Annotated in this window: 22 protein-coding genes; 11 read left to right on the plus strand and 11 right to left on the minus strand. The window is 64.5% G+C overall.

The window, feature by feature from the left end; all coding sequences use genetic code 11:
- The first annotated feature begins 228 nt into the window (after positions 1 to 228).
- From P9A16_RS14400 to P9A16_RS14430, 7 genes are all read left to right on the plus strand, one after another.
- Positions 229 to 1824, plus strand: a complete 1596-nt coding sequence (locus P9A16_RS14400; protein WP_024270965.1) for an ABC transporter substrate-binding protein — start codon at positions 229 to 231, stop codon at positions 1822 to 1824.
- 103 nt (positions 1825 to 1927) lie between these two features.
- Positions 1928 to 2932, plus strand: a complete 1005-nt coding sequence (locus tag P9A16_RS14405; protein ID WP_024270966.1) for an ABC transporter permease subunit — start codon at positions 1928 to 1930, stop codon at positions 2930 to 2932.
- A gap of 10 nt (positions 2933 to 2942) precedes the next feature.
- The gene (locus tag P9A16_RS14410) at positions 2943 to 3851 is read left to right on the plus strand and encodes an ABC transporter permease subunit (protein WP_023516707.1); all 909 of its coding nucleotides are present in this window, start codon (positions 2943 to 2945) and stop codon (positions 3849 to 3851) included.
- Positions 3851 to 4705, plus strand: coding sequence for an ABC transporter ATP-binding protein (locus P9A16_RS14415; RefSeq protein WP_023516706.1), 855 nt, complete (start codon positions 3851 to 3853; stop codon positions 4703 to 4705). Before P9A16_RS14410 ends, P9A16_RS14415 begins: the two co-directional genes overlap by 1 nt.
- Positions 4702 to 5532 carry a dipeptide ABC transporter ATP-binding protein gene (locus P9A16_RS14420; RefSeq protein WP_023516705.1) on the plus strand — a complete coding sequence of 277 codons (831 nt, stop codon included), beginning with the start codon at positions 4702 to 4704 and terminating at the stop codon, positions 5530 to 5532. Before P9A16_RS14415 ends, P9A16_RS14420 begins: the two co-directional genes overlap by 4 nt.
- Before the next feature lie 13 nt (positions 5533 to 5545).
- Positions 5546 to 6061 carry a gluconokinase gene (locus tag P9A16_RS14425; protein WP_023516704.1) on the plus strand — a complete coding sequence of 172 codons (516 nt, stop codon included), beginning with the start codon at positions 5546 to 5548 and terminating at the stop codon, positions 6059 to 6061.
- A 131-nt stretch (positions 6062 to 6192) separates the two neighbouring features.
- Positions 6193 to 6537, plus strand: coding sequence for a RidA family protein (locus P9A16_RS14430; protein ID WP_023516703.1), 345 nt, complete (start codon positions 6193 to 6195; stop codon positions 6535 to 6537).
- Between the two features lie 66 nt (positions 6538 to 6603).
- On the opposite strand, the gene P9A16_RS14435 is transcribed toward P9A16_RS14430, so the two are convergent.
- The 10 genes from P9A16_RS14435 to P9A16_RS14480 form a co-directional block, all read right to left on the minus strand.
- Positions 6604 to 7314, minus strand: a complete 711-nt coding sequence (locus P9A16_RS14435) for a ParA family protein (RefSeq protein ID WP_023516702.1) — start codon at positions 7312 to 7314, stop codon at positions 6604 to 6606.
- 147 nt (positions 7315 to 7461) lie between these two features.
- A complete protein-coding gene (locus tag P9A16_RS14440; RefSeq protein WP_023516701.1) occupies positions 7462 to 8550 on the minus strand; it encodes a protein-glutamate methylesterase/protein-glutamine glutaminase in 1089 nt (362 codons plus the stop codon).
- Entirely contained in the window at positions 8550 to 9407 is an 858-nt protein-coding gene (locus P9A16_RS14445; RefSeq protein ID WP_037408176.1) for a CheR family methyltransferase, read from the minus strand. The genes P9A16_RS14440 and P9A16_RS14445 overlap by 1 nt, the downstream gene beginning before the upstream one ends.
- A gap of 10 nt (positions 9408 to 9417) precedes the next feature.
- On the minus strand, positions 9418 to 9912 hold the full coding sequence (locus P9A16_RS14450) for a chemotaxis protein CheW (RefSeq protein WP_023516699.1): 495 nt from the start codon (positions 9910 to 9912) through the stop codon (positions 9418 to 9420).
- Positions 9913 to 9914: 2 nt separating this feature from the next.
- The gene (locus P9A16_RS14455; RefSeq protein WP_024270967.1) at positions 9915 to 11723 is read right to left on the minus strand and encodes a methyl-accepting chemotaxis protein; all 1809 of its coding nucleotides are present in this window, start codon (positions 11721 to 11723) and stop codon (positions 9915 to 9917) included.
- A gap of 189 nt (positions 11724 to 11912) precedes the next feature.
- Positions 11913 to 13616 (minus strand): methyl-accepting chemotaxis protein, encoded by a 1704-nt coding sequence (locus P9A16_RS14460; RefSeq protein ID WP_024270283.1) that lies wholly within the window; start codon positions 13614 to 13616, stop codon positions 11913 to 11915.
- Positions 13617 to 13633: 17 nt separating this feature from the next.
- Positions 13634 to 14146: a chemotaxis protein CheW gene (locus tag P9A16_RS14465; protein ID WP_050745416.1), complete on the minus strand. Its 513-nt coding sequence runs from the start codon at positions 14144 to 14146 to the stop codon at positions 13634 to 13636.
- A complete protein-coding gene (locus tag P9A16_RS14470) occupies positions 14143 to 16140 on the minus strand; it encodes a chemotaxis protein CheA (RefSeq protein ID WP_023516696.1) in 1998 nt (665 codons plus the stop codon). The genes P9A16_RS14465 and P9A16_RS14470 overlap by 4 nt, the downstream gene beginning before the upstream one ends.
- A complete protein-coding gene (locus P9A16_RS14475; RefSeq protein WP_023516695.1) occupies positions 16137 to 16505 on the minus strand; it encodes a response regulator in 369 nt (122 codons plus the stop codon). Before P9A16_RS14475 ends, P9A16_RS14470 begins: the two co-directional genes overlap by 4 nt.
- Positions 16505 to 16831 (minus strand): STAS domain-containing protein, encoded by a 327-nt coding sequence (locus P9A16_RS14480; protein WP_024270284.1) that lies wholly within the window; start codon positions 16829 to 16831, stop codon positions 16505 to 16507. The genes P9A16_RS14475 and P9A16_RS14480 overlap by 1 nt, the downstream gene beginning before the upstream one ends.
- A 365-nt stretch (positions 16832 to 17196) precedes the next feature.
- On the opposite strand from P9A16_RS14480, the gene P9A16_RS14485 reads away from it, so the two are divergent.
- The 4 genes from P9A16_RS14485 (at position 17197) to modC (ending at position 21986) form a co-directional block, all read left to right on the plus strand.
- The gene (locus tag P9A16_RS14485) at positions 17197 to 18921 is read left to right on the plus strand and encodes a type VII secretion target (protein WP_165909499.1); all 1725 of its coding nucleotides are present in this window, start codon (positions 17197 to 17199) and stop codon (positions 18919 to 18921) included.
- 268 nt (positions 18922 to 19189) lie between these two features.
- Positions 19190 to 19963 carry a molybdate ABC transporter substrate-binding protein gene (gene modA, locus P9A16_RS14490; protein WP_023515918.1) on the plus strand — a complete coding sequence of 258 codons (774 nt, stop codon included), beginning with the start codon at positions 19190 to 19192 and terminating at the stop codon, positions 19961 to 19963.
- A gap of 251 nt (positions 19964 to 20214) precedes the next feature.
- Positions 20215 to 20916 (plus strand): molybdate ABC transporter permease subunit, encoded by a 702-nt coding sequence (gene modB, locus P9A16_RS14495; protein ID WP_023515919.1) that lies wholly within the window; start codon positions 20215 to 20217, stop codon positions 20914 to 20916.
- Complete coding sequence (modC, locus tag P9A16_RS14500) at positions 20913 to 21986, plus strand: molybdenum ABC transporter ATP-binding protein (RefSeq protein ID WP_024270285.1); 1074 nt, start codon at positions 20913 to 20915, stop codon at positions 21984 to 21986. The genes modB and modC overlap by 4 nt, the downstream gene beginning before the upstream one ends.
- 3 nt (positions 21987 to 21989) lie before the next feature.
- Here the strand turns inward: modC and P9A16_RS14505 are convergent, their stop codons facing one another.
- Positions 21990 to 22349, minus strand: coding sequence for a winged helix-turn-helix domain-containing protein (locus P9A16_RS14505; RefSeq protein ID WP_023514242.1), 360 nt, complete (start codon positions 22347 to 22349; stop codon positions 21990 to 21992).
- Positions 22350 to 22397 lie beyond the last annotated feature (48 nt).

Consider the following 22397-nt stretch of genomic DNA (forward strand, 5'->3'; position numbering starts at 1 on the left):
ATTCAGGTCGGGATTGACAAGGCAGGGGGTGGGTGATTCGCGTTGCTTTTGAAGCCGTTTCTAATGCTGTGGAGAATAATCTTCCGCGGTTTTTTCCGGTTGGACAAATTTGTTCGCGGACTTATTGCAATCCTGCGGCAAATGTCGTTCCATCCCCGGCAAGGTCGGGGCCGGAAGTGTACCCGAGCCTGCACAAGAGAACAAAAAAGCAAACCTGGGAAGCTCACTATGAAAAAGCTGACTACTCTCCTCGCAGCGACGGCGCTTGCCTCGTTGATGGGTACGGCCGCTTGGTCGAAGACCTTCGTCTACTGCTCGGAAGCGTCGCCGGAAGGCTTCGATCCCGGCCTCTATACCGGCGGTCAGACCTTCGACGCAGCAGCGCACACGGTCTACAACCGGCTGGTGGAATTCAAGCGCGGCACGACGGAACTGGAGCCTGCGCTGGCCGAGAGCTGGGAAATTTCCGCCGATGGCAAGGAATATACCTTCAAGCTCCGCAAGGGCGTGAAGTTCCAGACGACTGAGTATTTCACCCCGTCGCGTGAGCTGAACGCAGACGACGTGATCTTTTCCTTCGAGCGTCAGTACAAGGAAGACAATGCCTGGAACAAGTACGTGCCGGGCGCGTCCTGGGAATACTTCTCCGGCATGGGTCTGCCCGATGTGCTCGACAAGATCGAGAAGGTCGACGACCTGACGGTCAAGATCACGCTGAAGCGCCCGGAAGCACCGCTGCTCGCCAACCTCGGCATGCCCTTCATCTCGATCGTCTCCAAGGAATATGCCGACAAGCTGCAGGCTGACGGCAAGATGGAGCTGATGAACCAGCAGCCGCTCGGCACCGGCCCGTTCACCTTCGTTGCCTACCAGCCGGATGCCGCGATCCGCTACAAGGCCAACCCGGACTACTGGGGCGGCAAGCAGAAGATCGACGATCTCGTCTTCGCAATCACCACGGATGCTGCCGTTCGCGCGCAGAAGCTGAAGGCCGGCGAATGCCACCTGATGTCCTATCCGAACGCCGCTGATGTCGCCGAGCTGAAGGCCGACCCGAACCTGCACATTTCCGAGCAGGCTGGCCTCAACGTCGCATACCTCGCCTACAACACGCTGGTTCCGCCCTTCGACAAGGTCGAGGTCCGCAAGGCCCTCAACATGGCGATCAACCGCCAGGCCATCGTCGACGCGGTCTTCCAGGGCGCGGCAACGGTTGCAAAGAACCCGATCCCGCCGACCATGTGGTCGTACAACGACGCCGTCGTCGACGACAAGTTCGATCCGGAAGCGGCCAAGAAGATGCTTGAAGACGCTGGCGCTGCTGGCCTCAAGATGAAGATCTGGGCGATGCCCGTCGCGCGTCCGTACATGCTGAATGCCCGCCGCGCAGCAGAACTGATGCAGGCTGACCTTGCCAAGATCGGCGTCGAAGTCGAGATCGTCTCCTACGAATGGGCCGAGTATCTGAAGCTCTCGTCTGCCAAGGACCGCGACGGCGCGGCCATCCTCGGCTGGACGGGCGACAACGGCGACCCGGACAACTTCCTTGACACCCTGCTCGGTTGCGACGCCGTCGGCGGCAACAACCGTGCGCAGTGGTGCAACAAGGAGTTCGACGACCTGATGACGAAGGCGAAGGAAACCGCCGACGTTGCAGAGCGCACCAAGCTCTATGAAGAGGCCCAGGTCATCTTCAAGCGCGAAGCGCCCTGGAACACGCTCGACCACTCGCTCGCCGTCGTTCCGATGAGCAAGAAGGTCTCGGGCTTCGTCCAGTCCCCGCTTGGCGACTTCGTCTTCGAAGGCGTGGACATCGCCGAGTAATATCGGCTACGAGAAAGCGCACGCCGCAAAGAGCGTGCATTGGCCGGCGGCTCGAAGACATTCGGGCCGCCGGTTTTTCACAAAAATGAAGGGATTGGCTCCCATGTTTCGTTTTATCTTCGGACGGCTCGCCGTCCTGATACCCACGTTCCTCGGGGTATCGCTCATCGCGTTCTCCTTCATTCGACTTCTTCCGGGCGATCCGGTCATGCTGATGTCGGGTGAGCGCGTCATGTCTCCGGAACGACACGCCGAGCTCATGCACCAGCTTGGCCTCGACCGACCGATGTACATCCAGTATTTCGACTATCTCGCCGGCCTGCTCACGGGCGACTTCGGCTCGTCCATCGTGACCAAGCGGCCGGTGCTCGATGACTTCATGCTGCTCTTCCCGGCAACGCTGGAGCTTTCGCTCTGCGCCATCATCGTCGCCGTCGTGCTCGGCATTCCCGCCGGCGTGTTCGCCGCGGTGAAACGCGGGACCTGGCTCGACCAGTCGATCATGGGCGTCGCCCTTGTCGGCTATTCGATGCCGATCTTCTGGTGGGGCCTGCTGCTCATCATCTTCTTCTCCGGTTATCTCGGCTGGACACCGGTCTCGGGGCGCATCTCGCTGATGTACTTCTTCCCGCAGGTCACCGGTTTCATGCTGATCGACAGCCTGATCTCCGGGCAGGCGGGGGCGTTCAAATCGGCGCTGACCTACCTGATCCTGCCGACGGTCGTCCTTGCGACGATCCCGCTCGCCGTCATCGCGCGCCAGACCCGTTCGGCCATGCTCGAAGTGCTCGGCGAGGACTATGTCCGCACCGCCCGCGCCAAGGGCCTGCCGCCGTTCCGGGTCATCGGCGTGCATGCGCTGCGCAACGCGATGATCCCCGTCATCACCACGATCGGCCTTCAGGTCGGCGTGCTGCTCGCGGGCGCCATCCTTACCGAGACGATCTTCTCCTGGCCGGGCATCGGCAAGTGGATGGTCGACAGTGTCTTCAAGCGCGACTATGCCGTGGTGCAGGGTGGCTTGATGCTGATCGCTGCCGTCATCATGATCGTCAACCTCGTGGTCGACCTGCTTTACGGCTGGGTCAACCCGCGTATCCGGCACTAGGAGGCGATCCATGAGCACGGTTCAAAACACGGCCGACACCAAGACGGGTGGCACGCCGCCCTCGGGTCTTTCCGAATTCTGGTTCTATTTCTCGCGCAACAAGGGCGCCGTCATCGGCCTCGCGTTCTTCCTGGTCATCCTGTTCGTCGCTGTCTTCGCACCCTTCGTCGCACCGCACAGCCCGAGCAGCCAGAACCGCGAACTTCTCCTGCTGCCGCCGGTCTTCCAGGACGGCGGCATGTGGGGGCATATTCTCGGCACCGACGCCGTCGGCCGCGACATTCTCTCGCGCCTCATCTACGGCGCACGCTTCTCGCTCTTCATCGGTCTCGTCGTCGTGACGCTTTCGGTGGTCTCGGGCGTGCTGATCGGTCTTATCGCCGGCTATTTCCGCGGCAAGGTCGATACGTTCATCATGCGCATCATGGACATCATCCTGGCGTTCCCCTCGCTGCTGCTTGCCCTCGTGCTGGTGGCGGTTCTGGGGCCGGGCCTCTTGAACGCCATGATCGCCATCTCGCTCGTCAACCAGCCGCACTTCGTGCGCCTGACGCGCGCGGCCGTGATGACCGAGAAGTCGAAGGACTATGTCGTCGGCTCGAAGGTCGCGGGCGCCGGCACGCTGCGCCTGATGTTCCTCACGATCCTGCCGAATTGCCTCGCTCCGCTCATTGTCCAGGCGACGCTCGCCTTCTCGGCGGCGATCCTCGACGCGGCGGCGCTCGGCTTCCTCGGCATGGGCGCGCAGCCGCCGACGCCGGAATGGGGCACGATGCTCGCCGAAGCGCGCGAATTCATCCAGCGCGCCTGGTGGGTCGTCACCTTCCCCGGCCTTGCCATCCTCATCACCGTGCTGGCCATCAACCTCATGGGTGACGGCCTGCGCGACGCCCTCGATCCCAAGCTGAAGAGGTCGTGATGTCGCTTCTCGAAGTCAAAAACCTCACCGTCGAATTCCAGACGGCTTCCGGTCCCTTCCGCGCCGTGGACGGCGTTTCGCTCAAGGTCGACGAGGGCGAAGTGCTCGCCATCGTTGGCGAATCCGGCTCGGGCAAGTCGGTCTCCATGCTCGCCGCCATGGGGCTTCTCCCGTGGACGGCGAAGGTGACCGCCGACGTACTCACCTTCAACGGCCGCGACATGCAGGCCATGTCCGACAGCGACCGGCGCAAGATCATCGGCAAGGATATCGCCATGATCTTCCAGGAGCCGATCGCCAGCCTCAATCCGTGCTTCACGGTCGGCTATCAGATCGAGGAAGTGCTGCGCATCCACACGGATCTCTCCCGCAAGGCGCGCCGCGACCGGGCGATCGAACTCTTCCAGTCCGTCGGTATTCCGAACCCGGAAGAACGCCTTGGCCACTATCCGCACCAGATGTCGGGCGGCCAGTGCCAGCGTGTGATGATCGCGACCGCGCTCGCCTGCAATCCGAAGCTGCTGATCGCCGACGAGCCGACCACTGCGCTCGACGTGACGATCCAGAAGCAGATCCTCGACCTCCTGATGAAGCTGCAGGCCGAACACGGCATGGGCCTCATCATCATCACCCATGACATGGGCGTCGTCGCCGAAACCGCCGACCGCGTCATCGTGCAGTACAAGGGCCGCCAGATCGAGGAGGCCGACGTGCTGTCGCTCTTCTCGGCCCCGAAGAGCGTCTACACCAAGGCGCTGCTTTCGGCCCTGCCGGAAAATGCCACCGGCGAGCGCCTGCCGACGATCACGGAAAAGCTGACCGACGCCGAGATTTTTGCAGGAGCAGTCCGATGACCCCTGTTCTTGAAGCAAAGAACCTGAAACGCGACTACCATATCCCGGGAAGCCTGTTCAAACCCGCCAAGACCGTCCATGCCGTCAAGGGCGTGAGCTTCAAGGTCGAGCAGGGCAAGACGCTTGCCATCGTTGGCGAAAGCGGTTGCGGCAAGTCCACCCTTGCCCGCATGGTCACGATGATCGATCCGATCACCGAGGGCGATATGCTGATCGATGGCCGCAAGGTCGACATCGCGCATGAGCCGCTGACCGCGGAAATGCGCAGCAAGGTGCAGATCGTCTTCCAGAACCCCTATGGCTCGCTCAACCCGCGCAAGAAGATCGGCGACATCCTCACGGAGCCGCTGGTCATCAACACCAAGGTGCCTGCGGGCGAGCGGCGTGACCGCGCCATGGCCATGCTGAAGAAGGTCGGCCTTGAGGAGAAGCATTACGGGCGCTACCCGCACATGTTCTCCGGCGGCCAGCGCCAGCGCGTGGCGATCGCCCGCGCGCTGATGCTCAATCCGCGCCTGCTCGTGCTCGACGAGCCGGTCTCGGCGCTCGATCTTTCGGTTCAGGCCCAGGTGCTCAACCTGCTCGCCGACCTGCAGGACGAGTTCAAGCTCACCTATGTCTTCATCAGCCATGACCTTTCGGTGGTGCGCCACATCGCCGACGACGTGATGGTGATGTACTTCGGTGAAGCCGTGGAATACGGCAGCCGTGATCAGGTGTTCGAAAACCCGCAGCACAACTACACAAAGACCCTTTTCGCCGCGACGCCCCGCGTCGACGTGGACGCCATCCGCGCCCGCGTCGAACGCCGCAAGCGCGTGGCGTGAGGACGAACAGCCCATGACGGCGACCCGCGCGATCGTCGTCATGGGCGTTTCCGGTTCCGGCAAGACCTCGGTCGCCGAGGGCCTGGCCGCCGCCCTCGGCACCGCTTTCATCGAAGGCGACAGCCTGCACCCCGCCGGCAATGTCGAGAAGATGTCCCGCGGCGTTCCGCTGACGGACGAGGACCGCTGGCCCTGGCTCGATACGATCGGCCAGGCGCTCGCCGGCAGCCTCGACGCGGGAAAGAGCGTTGTCGTTTCCTGCTCGGCCCTGAAAAAGATCTATCGCGACCGTCTGCGTCAATCGGCCCGTGGATCGCTGACTTTCGTCTTCCTCAAGGGCAGCCGCGATCTGCTTACGGCCCGCATGGCTGCGCGGCATGGCCATTTCATGCCTGCAAGCCTGCTCGACAGCCAGCTTGCCACGCTGGAGGATCCGTCCGGTGAGGCTGGCGTCGTGACTGTCGGCATCGACGCCGCCGTCGAGACGATCGTTGCCAGGGCGCTCGACGGATTGAAAGCTGTCGGCTGAAACGCGGCGCGCGCGAATTTCCCGCCTGGCCACTGGCGTCCGTGCGCCGGGCCTCGTATAGACGGCCCACCGTCGGCCGTTGCGTGCCCGCGGCCTCCCGCGAAGATTTTCAAGCCTGACAGGAACGAGACATGGACATCAAACGCTTTGAAACCGGCCCGCGCATGAGCCAGGCCGTCGTGCACAACGGGACCGTCTATCTGGCCGGCCAGGTCGGTGAGGCGGGCTCGGACGTCACCGAGCAGACGAAGCAGGCGCTGGCCGAAGTCGACCGCCTGCTGGCGCTTGCCGGCACCGACAAGACCCGCATCCTTTCCGCCCAGATCTGGCTCGCCGACATGGCCGATTTCTCCAAGATGAACGCCGTCTGGGATGTCTGGGCACCGCAGGGCCACACCCCGGCCCGCGCCACCGGCGAATCCAAGCTGGCAACGCCGGACTACCTCGTCGAAGTCATCGTCGTCGCCGCGCTCTGAGCCAGGCCTCGGCTGAAACGAAAAGAGGCCGCGGTTTCCGCGGCCTCTGCAATGAAAGCGGGCGCCTCAGGCGACGCTTCGCAGCCTCTCCGCCGCGGTCGGCCGCAGCGCGGCGGGGATCTGCTGCAGCACTTCCAGCGCCAGCGCCCTTGCATTCTCCTGCGCCTTGTCGAGATTGCTGACGCGCCGGGCGTCCATCGTATAGAGCGTGCCGCCGCAACCGAAGATGTCGCGGAAGGCCGAACGTTCGATGATCGGTGTCTGCAGAAGGTGAACCCGGCGGGCCGCGAGCAGGTCCTTGACCGCATGCATCGCGCGCGTCGTCACCATGGAGTTGACACGGGTGAGCACGACGGAATGGCGGATATGGATATCGGCCTTGTCTTCCAGATATTGCAGGAGCTCGATGACATTGGCGCCGCCCTGCGCGTCCATGGCGGAGCCCTGCACGGGGATCAGCACGTAATCGGAATAGCCCACCGCCTTGGCGAGGAGAGAACTGCGCGATCCCGGCAGGTCGATCAAGACGAAATCGGCGCGCGCCTTCTCTTCGGCCAGCTGCCGGTCGATCGTGCCCATCGTCACATAGGGCACCACCGCGAGACGATTGCCGAGCAGACCTTGGGAGTTTTCGTGCCAGCGGGTGATCCAGTGCTGCGGATCGGCGTCGAGTACCGAGACGCGAAAGCCGAGGCGGGCAAGCTCGGTCGCTAGCAGCAGCACGGCGGTGGTCTTGCCGGCGCCGCCTTTGGTGTTGGCGAAGGTGATGACGGGCATGGGGCTCCCCGGAACGGTTGTCGAGCCGGTCATCGCTCTCAAAGCACCTCGCATGGTGCTTCGCCATCCTCGGTGATTGTGGTTAATGCCCGATGAAAGCGCCTGCTTTGCCGGGCGCAAAACCATCGTGCAAGCCGCTGAAACAGGCTATCTCCGCCGGTCGGCGGCGAGGATTTCGCGGGCGATCTGATCCAGCGGCAGGATCCTGTCGACGCCGCCATGGGCGATCGCCTCCTTTGGCATGCCGAAGACGATAGAGCTCGCTTCGTCCTGCGCGACCGTATAGGCGCCGGCCTGGTGCATCTCGTTCATGCCGCGTGCGCCGTCGTCGCCCATGCCCGTCAGGATGACGCCCATGGCATTCGCTCCGGCCGAACGGGCGGCGGAGCGGAACAGCACGTCGACGGACGGCCGGTGGCGCGAGACGAGGGGGCCTTCGCGCACGGCGACATGGTAGCGCGCACCCTGCCGCTCCAGCATCATATGGCGATCACCGGGGGCGATCAGCACATGGCCGCGCAGCACGGGGTCGCCATGGACCGCTTCCTTGACCTCCACTTCGCACAGGCTGTTGAGGCGCTTGGCGAAGGCGGCGGTGAACTTTTCCGGCATGTGCTGCACGATGACGATGCCGGGGGAGTTGGCCGGCAACTGTTCCAGCAGAACCCGCAGCGCCTCCGTGCCGCCGGTCGAGGCGCCGACGCAGGCGACCATTTCGGTCGTCTTGGCCATGGCGCGGCCGGAGGGCGGGGGCAGCACGGCATCGGCCGTGAGCTTTGCGGTCGGCCCGCTGGCGGCGGCCGAACGCCGGCTCTGGCCAAGGCGGGCGACGGCCGCGCCCTTGACGGCCTCGCGGATGCGCGTGCCGGACTCGGCGAGATGGTCGGCCGCACCGATCTTCGGCTTCAGGATGATGTCGACAGCGCCGGCTTCCAGCGCCTGCATCAGCGTCTCCGAGCCCTCCTCGGTGAGCGAGGAGCACATGACGACGGGGATCGGCCGCTGCGACATCAGTTTGCGCAGGAAGGTGATACCGTCCATGCGCGGCATTTCCACGTCGAGCGTGATGACGTCGGGCACCTCTTCCTGGATCTTCTTGGCCGCCATGAAGGGATCGGAGGCCGCGCCCATCACCTCGATCTCCGGATCCTGCTCCAGCACGTGGGTCAGCGCCTGGCGCACGCTCGCCGAGTCGTCGATGATGAGAACGCGGATCTTTTTGCCGGGAAGGACCATCAGATCTTCTTGAAAACCGTGTTGGCGACCTGGCGCACCGGCAGGGAGATGCCGGTGACCGTTTCGGAATGGCCCACATAGAGGAAACCGCCGGGCACCAGGCAGTCGCAGAGCCGCGACAGCACCTTGGCCTGTGTCGGCTTGTCGAAATAGATCAATACGTTGCGGCAGAAGATCATGTGCATGGGGTCGCCCACCTTGTAGACGCTGTCCATGAGGTTCATGCGGGCAAAGCCGATCGTCGAGCGCAGGCGCGGATGGATTCGCACCTCGCCGCGCCCGGCATGGCGCGAGACCATGACGTAGCGGCGCTGCATCTCGGCCGGCACGGGCTGGATCATGTCGCGCGGATAGACGCCGCGCCGGGCTGCGGCAAGCACTTCGGTCGAGAGGTCGGTGGCAAGAATGCGATAATCGAGGCCGGACGACGCATCGACGAAATCCTGCATCACCATCGCCATCGTATAGGGCTCGGCACCGATGGAGCAGGCGGCGCTCCACAGCCGCAGCCGCTTGTGGCCGGCCGCCACCATTTCCGGCAGGCCGGTCGCGGCCATGTACTCGAAATGCTTCGGCTCGCGGAAGAAGTCGGTCTTGTTGGTGGTCACGGCGTCGATGAGGAAGATCGCTTCCTTCTCGATGCCGCCGTGCTTGAAGAGATAGTCGCAATAGTCGTTGAAGCTGGCAATGCCGGTTGCCCGAAGGCGCCGGCGCAGCCGGCCCTCCAGCATCGTCAGCTTCGTGATCGGCATCTTGATGCCGCTGTAGTCGTAGATATAGCGCGACAGGGCTTCGAAGTTCCGGTTGCTTAGCCCGTCCTCCGCTCCTTGCGCCCGCAATGCTGCTCCCACACCCATGCTCCCGAAACTATGCCGTTGCGGCGAGGCGACCCGCCGAACCCATCATCGCCATCTCGGCGCCGGAGAACAGGCGCGCGAGATCGACGATGACGACGAAACCGCCGTTGCGGCGCACGACGCCGGCAATGTAGTCGGACGGCCAGCGCACGCCGATGTCGGGCGCGCCCTCGATCTCGTCGGTGCGGAAGGGGATGACCTCGAAGACCCGGTCGGCGACGAGGCCGAGGGTGAGGATCTTCTCACCGATCGGTACGTCGAGCACCAGGGCCCGCGTATGCGGGGTCTTCTCGGTCTTCGTCATGCCGAGACGAAGACGCAGGTCGATGACCGGCACACCCTGGCCCCGGACGTCCCGGAGCCCAAGCAGGTATTCCGGCCCGTGCGGGATCTTGAAGGCATCCTCGTGGTCGAGGATTTCCCGGACGACCGAGACGGGCACCGCAAAGACCTCGCTGTCGAGACTGAAGGTGACGAATTGGGATTCGGAGGATGTGCCGGCCATGATCAAGCGCTTTCCCTGAAGTCTGCGTCGTCGGCATCCGGGCCGCCCATCGACATGTCGAGGGCAAAGCCGCGGGCGCGGGCCTGCTGGCCGTTGACGCTGTTGTCGGACTTGCGAAGCGGCGCAGCGGGCGCCTTGGCGACCGGACGCGATGCGACCGGCGCCGGGCGGCGCTGCTGGGCGAGCGGGGCGCCGGAGGCGCGATCGACGCGGAAGAAGGCGATGGAGGTCTGCAGCTCCTCGGCCTGGGCGGCCAGTTCTTCCGAGGTGCCGGACATTTCTTCCGAGGCGCCGGCATTCTGCTGGGTCACCTTGTCGAGCTGCTGGATCGCCTCGTTGATCTGTGAGGCGCCGATGTCCTGCTCGCGGCAGGCGGCGGAGATTTCCGAGACCAGCTCCGCAGTCTTGCGGATATCCGGCACCAGCCGGTTCAGCATCTCGCCGGCTTCGGTGGCGACGGAAACCGTCTGGCCGGACAGCGTGCTGATTTCGGCAGCGGCTGCCTGGCTGCGCTCGGCGAGCTTGCGCACTTCCGAGGCGACGACGGCAAAGCCCTTGCCGTGTTCGCCGGCACGGGCCGCCTCGACGGCGGCGTTGAGGGCGAGAAGGTCGGTCTGGCGGGCGATTTCCTGCACGATGGAGATCTTTTCCGCGATGGTGCGCATGGCGCCGACGGCGCGGCCGACGGCTTCGCCCGATGCCTCGGCATCCTTGGCGGACTGGCGGGCGATCTTTTCGGTCTGGGCGGCGTTGTCGGCGTTCTGCTTGATGTTGGACGCCATCTCCTCCATCGAGGCGGAAGCCTCTTCGGCGGAGGATGCCTGTTCCGTCGCGCCCTGGGAGAGCTGTTCCGAGCTTGCCGAAAGCTCCTGGCTGCCGGAGGAGACGTTGTTGGCGGCGGAAAGCGCATCGCCGACGACGCCGCGCAGGCGCTCCACCATGCTTTCCAGCGACAGGCCGAGCGTGTCCTTGTCGGACAGCGGCTTCGGCGTCACGGTCAGGTCGCCATTGGCGATCTGGTCGGCGATGGTCGCCGTGTTGCGCAGGTTGCCGGTCATGACATTGATCGTATCGACAAGGTCCTTGATCTCGTCGTTCGTCTTGATCTCGACATTCTGGTCGAGGTCACCGATGGCGACGGCCTCGGCGACGGACTTGATCTTCTTGAGGCCGCTGTTGATGCCGAGTGCGAGCCAGACGGCCGCGCCGACGGCGAGCACCAGGGCGATGCCGGCAATGACGAGGATGAGGTTACGTGTCGTTGCGTAGAGGTTGTCGGTATCCTCGTCCGCCTTCGTCATCAGCCCCTTGTTGCTTTCGATGCGGACGTTGATCGTCTTTTCGATCTCGTCCATCAGGCTGCGGCTTTCCGTGGAGACGATACGGACCGCCTCCGTCGAATTGCCGGCGGCGACGAAGGAGCGGATCTTGTCATCAATGCGGACGAGCTGCTTTTCTTTCTCGGCGACATCCTGCCACTGCTGGACGGCAACCGGGTCGGTCGAAAGGCTGATCAGATTGGCAAGGGTTTCCTCGAACATCTGCCGGTTGCGATCGCCGGATTCGAGATGCGTGGCGGCTTCGCTGGAGTTGGTGGAAAGGGCAAGGTTCATCTGCGCGCGCGCCAGACGAAGCTGGTAGTTCGCAAGGTTCTGCGCTGCCTCGAGGCGCGCGGAAGGACCGGCGAGCATGTCGGAAATCGCCTGATTGAGCGAAGCAAGGCTCAGGATGGCATAGATGGAGGTGCCAGCCATCATCAGGATGATGGCGCCGAAGGCAACGGCCAGTTTGAGTTTGATGGTAAAGCGCATCTCGTAGGGGCTCCTTTGGTCGCAGATGCCGTTCTTGGGCAGGGTACCCGGAGGCCGGGACCCGTTATGCGAGAAGACCGATACACTCACCCTTCCGCGGGCCGTTCTTGGCCCTTCCACCGGCGCCTACACACGCCGGGTCGACGGTGCGGCGCATCCGTTGCCGGATGCGCCGCGATTTTTGTCCGATCAGGCGCTTTCGCGGAAATCCGCGTCGTCGGCGTCGGGGCCACCCATCGACATGTCGAGGGCAAAGCCGTTGGTGTTGCGGGCGGCCTTGCCGGCCGTCGGTGCCGGGCGGTGGGCCGGGGAAGCGGCCGGACGCTTGGCGATGACGGGGGCAGCCATTTTCGCTGCGGTCACCCGCAGCTTTTCGGCGTGGTTCGGCTCCTTGCGGGCCGAGTTTTCAACCCGGAAGAAGGCGATCGAGGCCTGAAGTTCTTCCGCCTGGGCGGCCAGCTCTTCCGACGTCGCCGACATCTCTTCCGAGGCGCCGGCATTCTGCTGGGTGACCTTGTCAAGCTGCTGGATCGCCTCGTTGATCTGCGAGGCGCCGATGTCCTGCTCGCGGCAGGCGGCGGAGATTTCCGAGACCAGTTCGGCGGTCTTGCGGATATCCGGCACCAGCCGGTTCAGCATCTCGCCGGCTTCCGTCGCAACGGAGACCGTTTCGCCGGAAAGCGCGCTGATTTCGGCGGCGGCTGCCTGGCTGCGCTCGGCGAGCTTGCGCACTTCCGAGGCGACGACGGCAAAGCCCTTGCCGTGTTCGCCGGCACGGGCCGCCTCGACGGCGGCGTTGAGGGCGAGAAGGTCGGTCTGGCGAGCGATTTCCTGCACGATGGAGATCTTTTCCGCGATGGTGCGCATGGCGCTGACGGCGCGGCCGACGGCCTGGCCGGATGCTTCCGCGTCACGAGAGGACTGGCGGGCGATCTTTTCGGTCTGGGCGGCGTTGTCGGCGTTCTGCTTGATATTGGAGGCCATCTCTTCCATCGAGGCGGAGGCCTCTTCGGCGGAGGACGCCTGTTCCGTGGCGCCCTGGGAAAGGGTCTCGGAGCTGGCCGACAGTTCCTGGCTGCCGGAGGAGACGTTGTCGGAGGCCGAAAGGGCATCGGCGACGACGCCGCGCAGGCGCTCGATCATTGTGTTGACGTGGCCGAGCAGGTCGCCGATCTCGTCCTTGGAAGAAATCTCGGCAAACCGGGTGAGGTCGCCGTCCGCCACGTTCTGCACCACGCCGACGGCGCGGGAAATGCCGCGGTTGATCGATACGACGATCCACAGGGCAGCGCCGGTCGCTACGAGAAGCGCAATGGCCGCAACCGCCACCATGATCGTGCGGGTGCTCTGATACTGGGCGTCGGCGGCCGCTTGCGCCTCGTTCAGGCGGCCGGCCTCGAGCTTGACGACTTCGCCGAGCAGCTGGTCGATCTCGTTGGTGGCGGCGCGGGCGTCGGTCGTCGAAACACGGGTGGCACCTGCGGTATCGCCGGCAAGCGCCAGTGCGCGGATGCGGTCGTCATCGCGGCGGAAGTCCGTGGTGAAACCGTCGAGCTTGTTCCACAGAACCTTGCCCTGTTCCGTCGCCTTGCTCAGAACTTCCTGGAAGGTCGTGTCGAACTCCTTGCGGGCTTCGTCGCTGAGCGCGATGTAGCGGTTGGTTTCGGTGGGGTTGGCCGAGGACAGCATGTTCTTCTGCTGGCGGATCTGCTGGAGTTGCAGGTTGTTCAGTGTCTGGGCGAGTTTCAGGCGCTCGGCGGGGCCGTTCAGTACGTCGCCCAGCGTCGTGTTGAGGCCGCCGAGGCTCAGGATGCCATAGGCCGCCGTGCCGATGAGGACGGCCAGCATGAACGCAAAGGTCAGGAATAATTTGAGCTTGATTGTAAAACGCATGGATGTCTCCTGATGTCCTAATTCGGCGGAGGTGCCGGGCGGTCTTTCTGGGAGGAAAAGATCGCGTGAAGGTTCGGGACGATGATGAATTCGCCACCTCGCTTGACGAGGCAGTTGATGTAGTCCGCCCGCCAGCGCATGCCGACGCTCGGCGGCGGCTCGCTGGCGACTTTCGGCAGGGTCGTGACTTCGTTGACCTTGTCGGTGCGGATGCCGATCAGCGTCGCCTCGTCGTCGAGATCGAGCTCGATGACGACGATGCGGCTGTCGATGGTGGTTTCCGTCGCGTCCATGCCGAAGGCAAGGCGGATATCGGCAAGCGGGATCACCTTGCCGCGGAAATTGATGACGCTGGAAACGAAGGGCTTGCTGCCGGGCACGTGGGTTTCGGGCAGGAGATCGAGGATTTCCTGCACGACGATCGCCTCGATGGCGAAGGTCTCGCCGTTGAGGTTGAAGGTGAGGACGGAGAGGTCCTCTTCCGCGCCCCAGATCGCGTCGTAGTCGAGTTTTCGTGCCGCTTCGCTCATCCTGCCACGCGCATTTGCGCCTCCTGCTGCTGTCCGGCCGCGACAAGATGCGTGACGTCGAGGATCAGCGCGACGCTGCCATCGCCGAGGATGGTCGCGCCGGAGAAGGTGTCGACGTCATGGTGCAGCTTGGACATGGATTTGATGACTGTCTGGTGGTCGCCGATGATCTGGTCGACGACGAGGCCGACGCGCTCCGAGCCGGTCGAGATGACGACGACCTTCTGGTGTTGATCCGGCTGGGTGCCGGTGCGGAAGAGTTCCCGCAGGCGCAGGAAGGGCACCAGGCTGTCGCGCAGCGAGATGAAGCTGCGCCCGCGCGAGCGCAGATCGTCCTCCAGCGAGAGTTCCAGGCACTCCTCGACCGCCGAGAGCGGAATGACGTAGCAGCCCTGGCCGACCCGAACGAGCAGGCCCTCGATGATGGCGAGCGTCAGCGGGATGCGCAGCGACACTTCCGAGCCTTCGCCCGGCTTGCTGGTGATGTCGATCGTACCGCGCAGCGCCTCGACCGTCTTCTTCACCACATCCATGCCGACGCCGCGGCCGGAAAGGTTCGTCACCGCCTGGGCGGTCGAGAAACCGGGCTGGAAGATCAGTTGGAGGAGGTCCTGGTCGGTCAGCGTCGCGCCCGGCTGGATGATGCCCGACGATTCCGCCTTGGCGCGCACCCGCTCACGGTTGATGCCGCGGCCGTCATCCTTGATGGTGATGATGACCTCGCCGCCCGTCTGGTGCGCCGAAAGAATGACCCGGCCCTTCGCCTCCTTGCCGGCGGCGATGCGCTCCTCCGGCTTTTCGAGGCCATGGTCGATGGAGTTGCGCACGAGATGCACCAGCGGGTCGGCAAGCCGGTCGATAACCGTCTTGTCGACTTCCGTGCTCTCGCCCTCGGTGATCAGCTCGATTTCCTTGCCGGTCTCGCGCGACAGATCGTGCACGAGGCGGCGGAAGCGGCTGAAGAGGCTCGCGACCGGCATCATGCGCAGCACCATCATCGTGTCGCGCAGCTCGCCGGAGAGGCGTTCGATTTCCTCGGAAACCGAGCGCAGGCCGAGATCGGCCGCCGCGCCCGCAAGCTGGGTGAGGCGCGACTGGGCGATGACGAGCTCGCCGACCCGGTCCATCATCTCGTCCAGCCGCTCGGCCGGCACGCGCACGTTTTCGGCGGATTTCGCCTGCTTGGAATCGTTGGCCGCCTGCACCGCCGGCGCTTCCCTCTCGGTAACGACGATAGCCTTGGCGATCGGCACGTCCAAGGATTTTGCCACCGCGATGGGCCGCTCGACGGCGATCTCGGTGATCTCAAGCTCCATGTCGTCCATGACGAAGATGAAGACATCCTCGATATCGGCACGCGGCCGCTCGGTCTTCAGCGTCACGTCCCAGCTTACATGGATATCGCGCGGCTCCAGCGCGGAGAGCTCCGGCACCTTGGACGTGTCGGCGATGATCCGGCATTCGCCGAGGTCACGCATTTCGTCGAGCAGGCCGAGCGGATTGGTGCCGTTCGCCATGGCGTTGACCGGCAGGCTGAAACGGATGCGCCATTCGCGCAGGCCGGCCTCTTCCGCAACAGGGGCGGCAGCAACGGCGGCGGTGACGGGGGCAGGGGAGCCCGCGCCGTTGACGGCACGGTGCAGGTTGTCGAGCAGCGCGGCGCTCATCGCGTCATGGTCGCCGTTCGGCGTTTCCAGGAGCGCGCGCATATGGTCCTGCGCGGAGAGAACCGCCGAGACCAGCTCGTGCGTGGCCGGCACGTCGCCCTTGCGCACGCGGTCGAAGGCGGTCTCGCAATGATGGGTGAAGGCGGCGAGCGCGTCGAAGCCGAACATCGCGCCCGAGCCCTTCAACGTGTGGAGGCCCCGGAAGACCGCATCGATCTGGTCGCGGTCGTCGAGGCTGCGGGTAAGGTCGAGGAGGCCGGACTCGATCTGTTCCAGCAGTTCGGCCGCTTCTGTCCGGAAGACTGAGATCGGGTCCGGGTTCGTCATCTTCCGAGGACCTTCTTGGCGATCTTGACGAGGCTTTCGGGATCGAACGGCTTGGTCAGCCAGCCGGTGGCGCCGGCGGCTTTCGCCTGCGCCTTGATCTCGCCGTCGGATTCGGTGGTGAGGAAGATGACCGGCACGCCCGTATGCGCGGGCAGCTTGCGCAGCTCGCGGATCATCGTCAGGCCGTCCATGTTCGGCATGTTGAGGTCGGTAACGACGAGATCGTACTCGCCGCCCTTCAGCTTGTTGAGGCCGTCGAGGCCATCGACCGCCTCGGTCACGGCATAGCCGGCATTGCTGAGGGTGACGCGCGTCGTCAGCCGGATGCTGGCGGAATCGTCAACGGTCAAGATCTTCGCGGTCATCAATTCTTCTCCTGGTGCAGCCAGAAATGCGCGGCCTCGGATGTCATCTCGTCGAGAAAGCCGCCACGTTTCAGCACGTCGTAAAGGTCACCGGAGGCTGGCCGGGCAAGTAGAACGCGCCCCGCCTTGGCCTCGGCCTGTTTGCGGGCCGCCGTGACAAGCTGAACAAAGCTGAGGTCGACCTGCGCCGCCTCATCGATATCCAGTATTGCGGCGGGATTATTGTTCAGGAAATCCGAGATCAACTCTTGAACGGACGTTATAGTCTTGATGGTGAGTGTCGTGGGTAAGGTTAACGACGCATCACCGGGCAGGGTTGATGACATGGAGGCCTCGATATCAGTTTCGAGAGATAGTATTTCCCGCCCCAGAATCCCAAGTCACGCTTAATGAACGGTAAAGCGCGGTTGCTAATTTCATCCATCGGTCGTTTGAGTGCCCCTTATACACCACCTCCCCTTACGGCAGGAATCTAGCATAAGTATTTGAAATAAATATAAAATTATTAATATTAGACATTCTTTATATTATTTATAAATCCCTAATTCTAGGGATGCCTGCATCCACGGGTGGTGGCTCGGAAATGACCCTGCCGGCACGGGATTCCATTGCATGAGGAAAAGCGAATTTACTGCGCGTTACATTGTTGGTCCTAGGGTTCGCTCACGGGTTCTTGCAGATGGGGTATGGCGTGTCAGGAATAGCGAACGCAGTGCGCGTGGAGCGGCAGACGGCGGAGGGAGAGCTTGTCTCTCGCCTTGAAGGGGCCCGTTCCCGCATCGAGCAGCGGTTCCTTGACGGCGGCGTCGTGCTGCTCTCGGTACTGGACGTGCTCAACCGGCTTGTCGCCTCGCTGGAGAACCTGTCCGGTTCGCTCGGCGACGAGGCTGCGGAGGCGACGATCGGCCGGCTCATCGCCACCGTCGACCAGCTGACCGCGCTGCCCGGCATCGAGGAGCAACGCCAGCAGCGTCTCGCCAATGTCGCCATCACGGAGAAATCCCTCGGCACCCACATCGCCGACATGCAGGAAACGTTACGCTACCTTCGTACCTTCGCGACGACAGCGAAGATCACCGGCGCAGCCATCCCGGATTTTGCGGGCTTTGCGGAAGAAATTCTCGAGCGCATCCAGTTCGGCTCCAGTGAGGTCAATGCGCTTGGTGCCAAGATCGGCACGCTTGGCGCCGTCATCGAGACCGCCTCGGCCGGGGGCGGGGATGCGTTGGAGCGCTTCCGCCGCTCCGTGCCTGACATTGCCGGCAATCTCTCGCGCAATGCTGCGGACCTGACGGCACAGCGCCGCCACCTATCGCAGCTTGCTGCCAGGGTGGGTGCGGCGGCGCGCGGCGTACAGGGCAAGGTTGCCACCACGCTGTCGGCCATGCAGATCGGCGACATCACGCGTCAGCGCATCGAACATTGCCAATCCGCCTTCACCTTCCTGGATGAGTATCTTGCGGCTGGAACGCTCGACGCGGAGGCCGCCGGCCGCCTGACGGCGCTGATCCGCCACCTCGTGCACGACCAGCTTGTCGAGATCGCCGGCGACTTTGCGCGCGACTGCAAGACCGTGGTCGGGACGATCCGCAGCTTCGGCGCCGACATCGACGGCCTGATGGCGCTCTATGGCGACATGGACGCTGCCGACGGCCGCTCCGCCGACCGCGCCATGCGCATCCTGGAGGCCGACATCGCAGCCGCCCGTGCCGTCGTGCGCGACATCGAGCAGGCGGCCGACAAGGCCAATGTGCTCGGCGCGAGCACGGTCGAGACCGTGCAGGGCCTCCTGAAGGGTGTGAAGACGATCCAGCTCGTGCGCACCGACATCCACTACATGGCCCTTAACACCAACCTGCGCTGCGGCAAACTCGGCGAGGAGGGGCGGGCAATCAATGTGGTGACGGCCGAACTGCGCCTGTTTTCCAGCCAGCTCGACGAGACGGCGGAGCGCATTCTTGTCGCCCTGCAGTCGCTCGAAGGGGATGCCGGCAAGCTGCGCGAGGCGGGCACCGCCGCCGGCGGCTCGCTCGATGCGCATCTGGACGAGGCGCTGGAGCATATCCGCCGGGCGGGCGACCGCATGGAGGAGGACATGACGGCTTTGCGCGCCTGTGGCGCCGACGTTTCCGCCAAGGCGGGCCGAACGGTTGCCGACCTCGATTTCAAGGCCGAGCTCGGCGACGTGCTGGCCGATTGTTCCGCCCGTGCGGGCGAGCTCATTGGCCACAGCCTGCCGGATACAGCCGGCCTCGAGCAGGCGATGGCCGATCTCGGCAGCCGGATCGCGCGCACCTATACCATGGTCTCCGAACGCGAGGTGCATGCCCGCGTCTTCGGCACCACCCTGGACGTGGCGGCAGCGCCTGCGGCTGCGCAAAGCGACGAAGATCTGTTCGACGACGCACTGTTCTAGGATCCCCATCCCCGGCATTGCAGGCCAGCATACGGCGGGTTCCACGCGTTCGTAAGCGCAGGGGAGCCGCCTTTTCCACATCGTCCGTGCTCAATGCCGGTTGTTCCGGGGGCGCGTTCGTCCAGGTACGGCTGCCCTCGCCATTCCAAGCGAATGGCCATCGTCTGTTTCCGTATATTTTTGAAAATATAGCGCTGGCAAAGCCGCAAGTGCCGATATATTCAGGGAGATATCACGCTGCCGTCAGGCAGAAAAAGGGAGAACAGGAATGAACCGTCGTCTGCTTCTGAAACTCGTCGTCGCCGCCTTCGCGTCGCTGCCGCTCGCCCTGCCGGTTGCGGCCGCAGAAAAGGTCACCGTCTTTGCCGCCGCAAGCCTGAAGAACGCGCTGGATGCGGCGAATGCCGCCTGGTCGAAGGAAACCGGCAACGAGACGACGGTCTCCTATGCCGCAAGCTCGGCGCTCGCCAAGCAGATCGAGGCGGCGGCGCCCGCCGATCTCTTCATCTCCGCTGATCTTGCCTGGATGGACTACGTCGCCGAGAAGAAGCTGATCAAGGACGACACCCGCGCGAACCTCCTCGGCAACCGTATCGTGCTGGTCGCGCCGAAGGACAAGGCCTCGACCGTCGAGATCAAGGAGGGCTTCGACCTTGCCGGCCTCGTCGGTGACGGCAAGCTCGCCATGGGTGCGGTCGACAGCGTGCCGGCCGGCAAATACGGCAAGGCGGCGCTCGAAAAGCTCGGCGTCTGGTCGTCGGTCGAAGGCAAGGTCGCCGGCGCCGAAAGCGTGCGTGCGGCGCTTGCCCTCGTCTCGCGCGGCGAGGCGCCCTACGGTATCGTCTATCAGACGGATGCCGCAGCCGATCCGGGCGTTGCCGTCGTCGGGACCTTCCCGGAAGACAGTCACCCGCCGATCATCTACCCGGTCGCCATCCTGACGGAATCCAAGAGCGCCGCTGCCGCCGCCTATCTCGATTTCCTGAAGTCGGACAAGGCCGCGCCCTTCTTCACCGAGCAGGGTTTTACGATCCTGAAGTAAGACGAGCCTCGCGATAGCTTTGGGTGCTAGACCGCAACGGATCCACGTGCCGGTGCGGTTGCTGCCCCTCATCCCGCTACCGCGACCTTCTCCCTGCAAGCGGGGAGAAGGCGTTTGCGGCAAGGGTGCGAGAAAATGGCGGGGCACCCCCATAGCCCCGCTTGCGGGAAGAAGGTGCCGCAGGCGGATGAGGGGTTTCGGCCCAAACCCAGGCGGCACCTGCGGGCTGTTCGCCAATCAAAGGAGTATGCGTGGACTGGCTTGCCTTGAGCGACGAGGAATGGACGGCGATCCGGCTCAGCCTTCGGGTCTCGGCGGTTGCCGTCCTCGTCAGTCTGCCGCTCGGCATCCTCGCCGCTTTGGCGCTGGCCCGCGGGCGCTTCTGGGGCAAGTCGCTGCTGAACGGCCTCGTGCACCTGCCGCTGATCCTGCCGCCCGTCGTCACCGGTTTCCTGCTGCTCGTCCTGTTCGGCCGCCGCGGTCCCATCGGCTCCGTGCTGGACGAATGGTTCGGCATCGTTCTCTCCTTCCGCTGGACCGGCGCGGCGCTTGCCTGCGGCGTCATGGGCTTTCCGCTGATGGTGCGTTCGATCCGCCTCTCCATCGAGGCCATCGACCGCAGGCTGGAGGAGGCGGCAGGCACGCTCGGCGCGAGCCCCCTCTGGGTTTTCCTCACGGTTACCCTGCCGCTCATTCTGCCCGGCGTGCTGGCCGGCATGATCCTCGCCTTCGCCAAGGCGATGGGCGAGTTCGGCGCCACCATTACCTTCGTCTCCAACATTCCCGGTGAGACGCAGACGCTGTCGGCCGCGATCTACACCTTCACCCAGGTGCCCGGCGGCGATGCCGGCGCGATGCGCCTCACCCTCGTCGCCATCGCCATTTCCATGGCCGCGCTCATCGCCTCCGAGGTGCTCGCCCAGCGCCTCGGTCGCAAGGTGCACCTCGAATGAGCCTCGTCGTCGAAGCCCGCCACCGGCTCGGCGATTTTTCGCTGGATGCCGCTTTCGCTGCTGATGGCGGCGTGACCGCGTTGTTCGGCCGGTCCGGCTCGGGAAAAACCTCGCTGGTCCGCATCATCGCCGGCCTTACGCGACCGGCAGAAGGCCGCGTCCTGCTCGGCGACGAGGTTCTGGTCGATACCGCCCGCCGCATCTTCGTGCCGGCCCACAGACGGCGCTTCGGCTATGTCTTCCAGGAAGCCCGTCTCTTCCCGCACCTCACCGTGCGGCAGAACCTCAATTATGGCCGCTGGTTCTCGCCGAAGGGCGCGCGCACGGAAAACCCGGACCGTGTTGTCGACCTGCTCGGCATCGCCGGCCTGCTCGACCGCCAGCCGGCAAACCTGTCCGGCGGCGAGAAGCAGCGTGTCGCCATCGGTCGTGCACTGCTGGCCTCGCCCCGCCTGCTCTTGATGGACGAGCCGCTCGCCGCGCTCGACGAGGAGCGCAAGGCGGAAATTCTGCCCTATCTGGAGCGCCTGCGCGACGAGGTCGGCATTCCCATCGTCTATGTCAGCCATTCGGTGGCCGAGGTCGCGCGCCTTGCCGACCGGGTCGTGCTGATGGCGGATGGGCGCATCCAGGCGATCGGGGCGGCGTCGGACGTGCTGAGCGGCCCGCGGCTCACCTCCGCCGCCGAACGCCGGGAAGCCGGCAGCGTTCTTGCCGGCCGCGTCGAGGCGCGTGATGTCGCGCATGGCCTCGCCACCATCCGCCTTGAGGGCGGCGCGACGATCCTCGTGCCGGGCGCCGCGGTTTCGCCGGGCGAAACGGTGCGGCTGCGCATTCCCGCGCGCGACGTCATGATCGCGACGGTGCGCCCGGAAGGCCTCAGTGCGCTCAATATCCTGGAAGGCGTCGTCGAGGCGATCGAACCGGACGGCGAGGGCATGGCGAGCCTGCGCATAGCCTGCGGCGGCGATGTCGTCCGCGCCCGCATCACTGCGCTTTCCGTCGAGCGCCTCGGTCTTGCATCGGGCCTTTCGGTGCATGCTGTCATCAAGACGGTGGCGCTGGAATAGGTTTCAGTCGGCAAGGTTGTCGACGATCCAGCCGATATCCTCGGCCAGCGCCGCACGCGCCTTCGCTTCCATGGCGTGGTAATGGGCGATCAGCGCCTCGCCGAAGGGCGTCACGACAGCACCGCCGCCCTGCTTGCCGCCGCGCTGTGATTCCACCACCGGCGTACGGAACAGCCGGTTCATCTCATCGACCAGCAACCAGGCCCGGCGATAGGACATGTCCATCGCCCGCCCGCCGGCGGAGATCGAGCCGCTTTCCCGGATATGCGCGAGAAGCTGGATCTTGCCGCGCCCGATGCGCCCTTCCGGCTCGAACTGGAGGCGGAAGATGAGTTTCGGTTCGGTCTTGGCGGATGCTGACATGAAACTGGGCCCGTATGGATACGGGCCCAGATATAACAGCGTTTTCCG

The sequence above is a fragment of the Shinella sp. 838 genome (genome assembly GCF_029623935.1).
Lineage (GTDB): Bacteria > Pseudomonadota > Alphaproteobacteria > Rhizobiales > Rhizobiaceae > Shinella.

Excerpts from the sequence above, each read along its gene's own strand:
- P9A16_RS14400 (WP_024270965.1), top strand. The coding sequence starts at position 229 with ATGAAAAAGCTGACTACTCTCCTCGCAGCGACGGCGCTTGCCTCGTTG.
- P9A16_RS14405 (WP_024270966.1), top strand. The coding sequence starts at position 1,928 with ATGTTTCGTTTTATCTTCGGACGGCTCGCCGTCCTGATACCCACGTTC.
- P9A16_RS14410 (WP_023516707.1), top strand. The coding sequence starts at position 2,943 with ATGAGCACGGTTCAAAACACGGCCGACACCAAGACGGGTGGCACGCCG.
- P9A16_RS14415 (WP_023516706.1), top strand. The coding sequence starts at position 3,851 with ATGTCGCTTCTCGAAGTCAAAAACCTCACCGTCGAATTCCAGACGGCT.
- P9A16_RS14420 (WP_023516705.1), top strand. The coding sequence starts at position 4,702 with ATGACCCCTGTTCTTGAAGCAAAGAACCTGAAACGCGACTACCATATC.
- P9A16_RS14425 (WP_023516704.1), top strand. The coding sequence starts at position 5,546 with ATGACGGCGACCCGCGCGATCGTCGTCATGGGCGTTTCCGGTTCCGGC.
- P9A16_RS14430 (WP_023516703.1), top strand. The coding sequence starts at position 6,193 with ATGGACATCAAACGCTTTGAAACCGGCCCGCGCATGAGCCAGGCCGTC.
- P9A16_RS14435 (WP_023516702.1), bottom strand. The coding sequence starts at position 7,314 with ATGCCCGTCATCACCTTCGCCAACACCAAAGGCGGCGCCGGCAAGACC.
- P9A16_RS14440 (WP_023516701.1), bottom strand. The coding sequence starts at position 8,550 with ATGGTCCTTCCCGGCAAAAAGATCCGCGTTCTCATCATCGACGACTCG.
- P9A16_RS14445 (WP_037408176.1), bottom strand. The coding sequence starts at position 9,407 with ATGGGTGTGGGAGCAGCATTGCGGGCGCAAGGAGCGGAGGACGGGCTA.
- P9A16_RS14450 (WP_023516699.1), bottom strand. The coding sequence starts at position 9,912 with ATGGCCGGCACATCCTCCGAATCCCAATTCGTCACCTTCAGTCTCGAC.
- P9A16_RS14455 (WP_024270967.1), bottom strand. The coding sequence starts at position 11,723 with ATGCGCTTTACCATCAAACTCAAACTGGCCGTTGCCTTCGGCGCCATC.
- P9A16_RS14460 (WP_024270283.1), bottom strand. The coding sequence starts at position 13,616 with ATGCGTTTTACAATCAAGCTCAAATTATTCCTGACCTTTGCGTTCATG.
- P9A16_RS14465 (WP_050745416.1), bottom strand. The coding sequence starts at position 14,146 with ATGAGCGAAGCGGCACGAAAACTCGACTACGACGCGATCTGGGGCGCG.
- P9A16_RS14470 (WP_023516696.1), bottom strand. The coding sequence starts at position 16,140 with ATGACGAACCCGGACCCGATCTCAGTCTTCCGGACAGAAGCGGCCGAA.
- P9A16_RS14475 (WP_023516695.1), bottom strand. The coding sequence starts at position 16,505 with ATGACCGCGAAGATCTTGACCGTTGACGATTCCGCCAGCATCCGGCTG.
- P9A16_RS14480 (WP_024270284.1), bottom strand. The coding sequence starts at position 16,831 with ATGTCATCAACCCTGCCCGGTGATGCGTCGTTAACCTTACCCACGACA.
- modA (WP_023515918.1), top strand. The coding sequence starts at position 19,190 with ATGAACCGTCGTCTGCTTCTGAAACTCGTCGTCGCCGCCTTCGCGTCG.
- modC (WP_024270285.1), top strand. The coding sequence starts at position 20,913 with ATGAGCCTCGTCGTCGAAGCCCGCCACCGGCTCGGCGATTTTTCGCTG.
- P9A16_RS14505 (WP_023514242.1), bottom strand. The coding sequence starts at position 22,349 with ATGTCAGCATCCGCCAAGACCGAACCGAAACTCATCTTCCGCCTCCAG.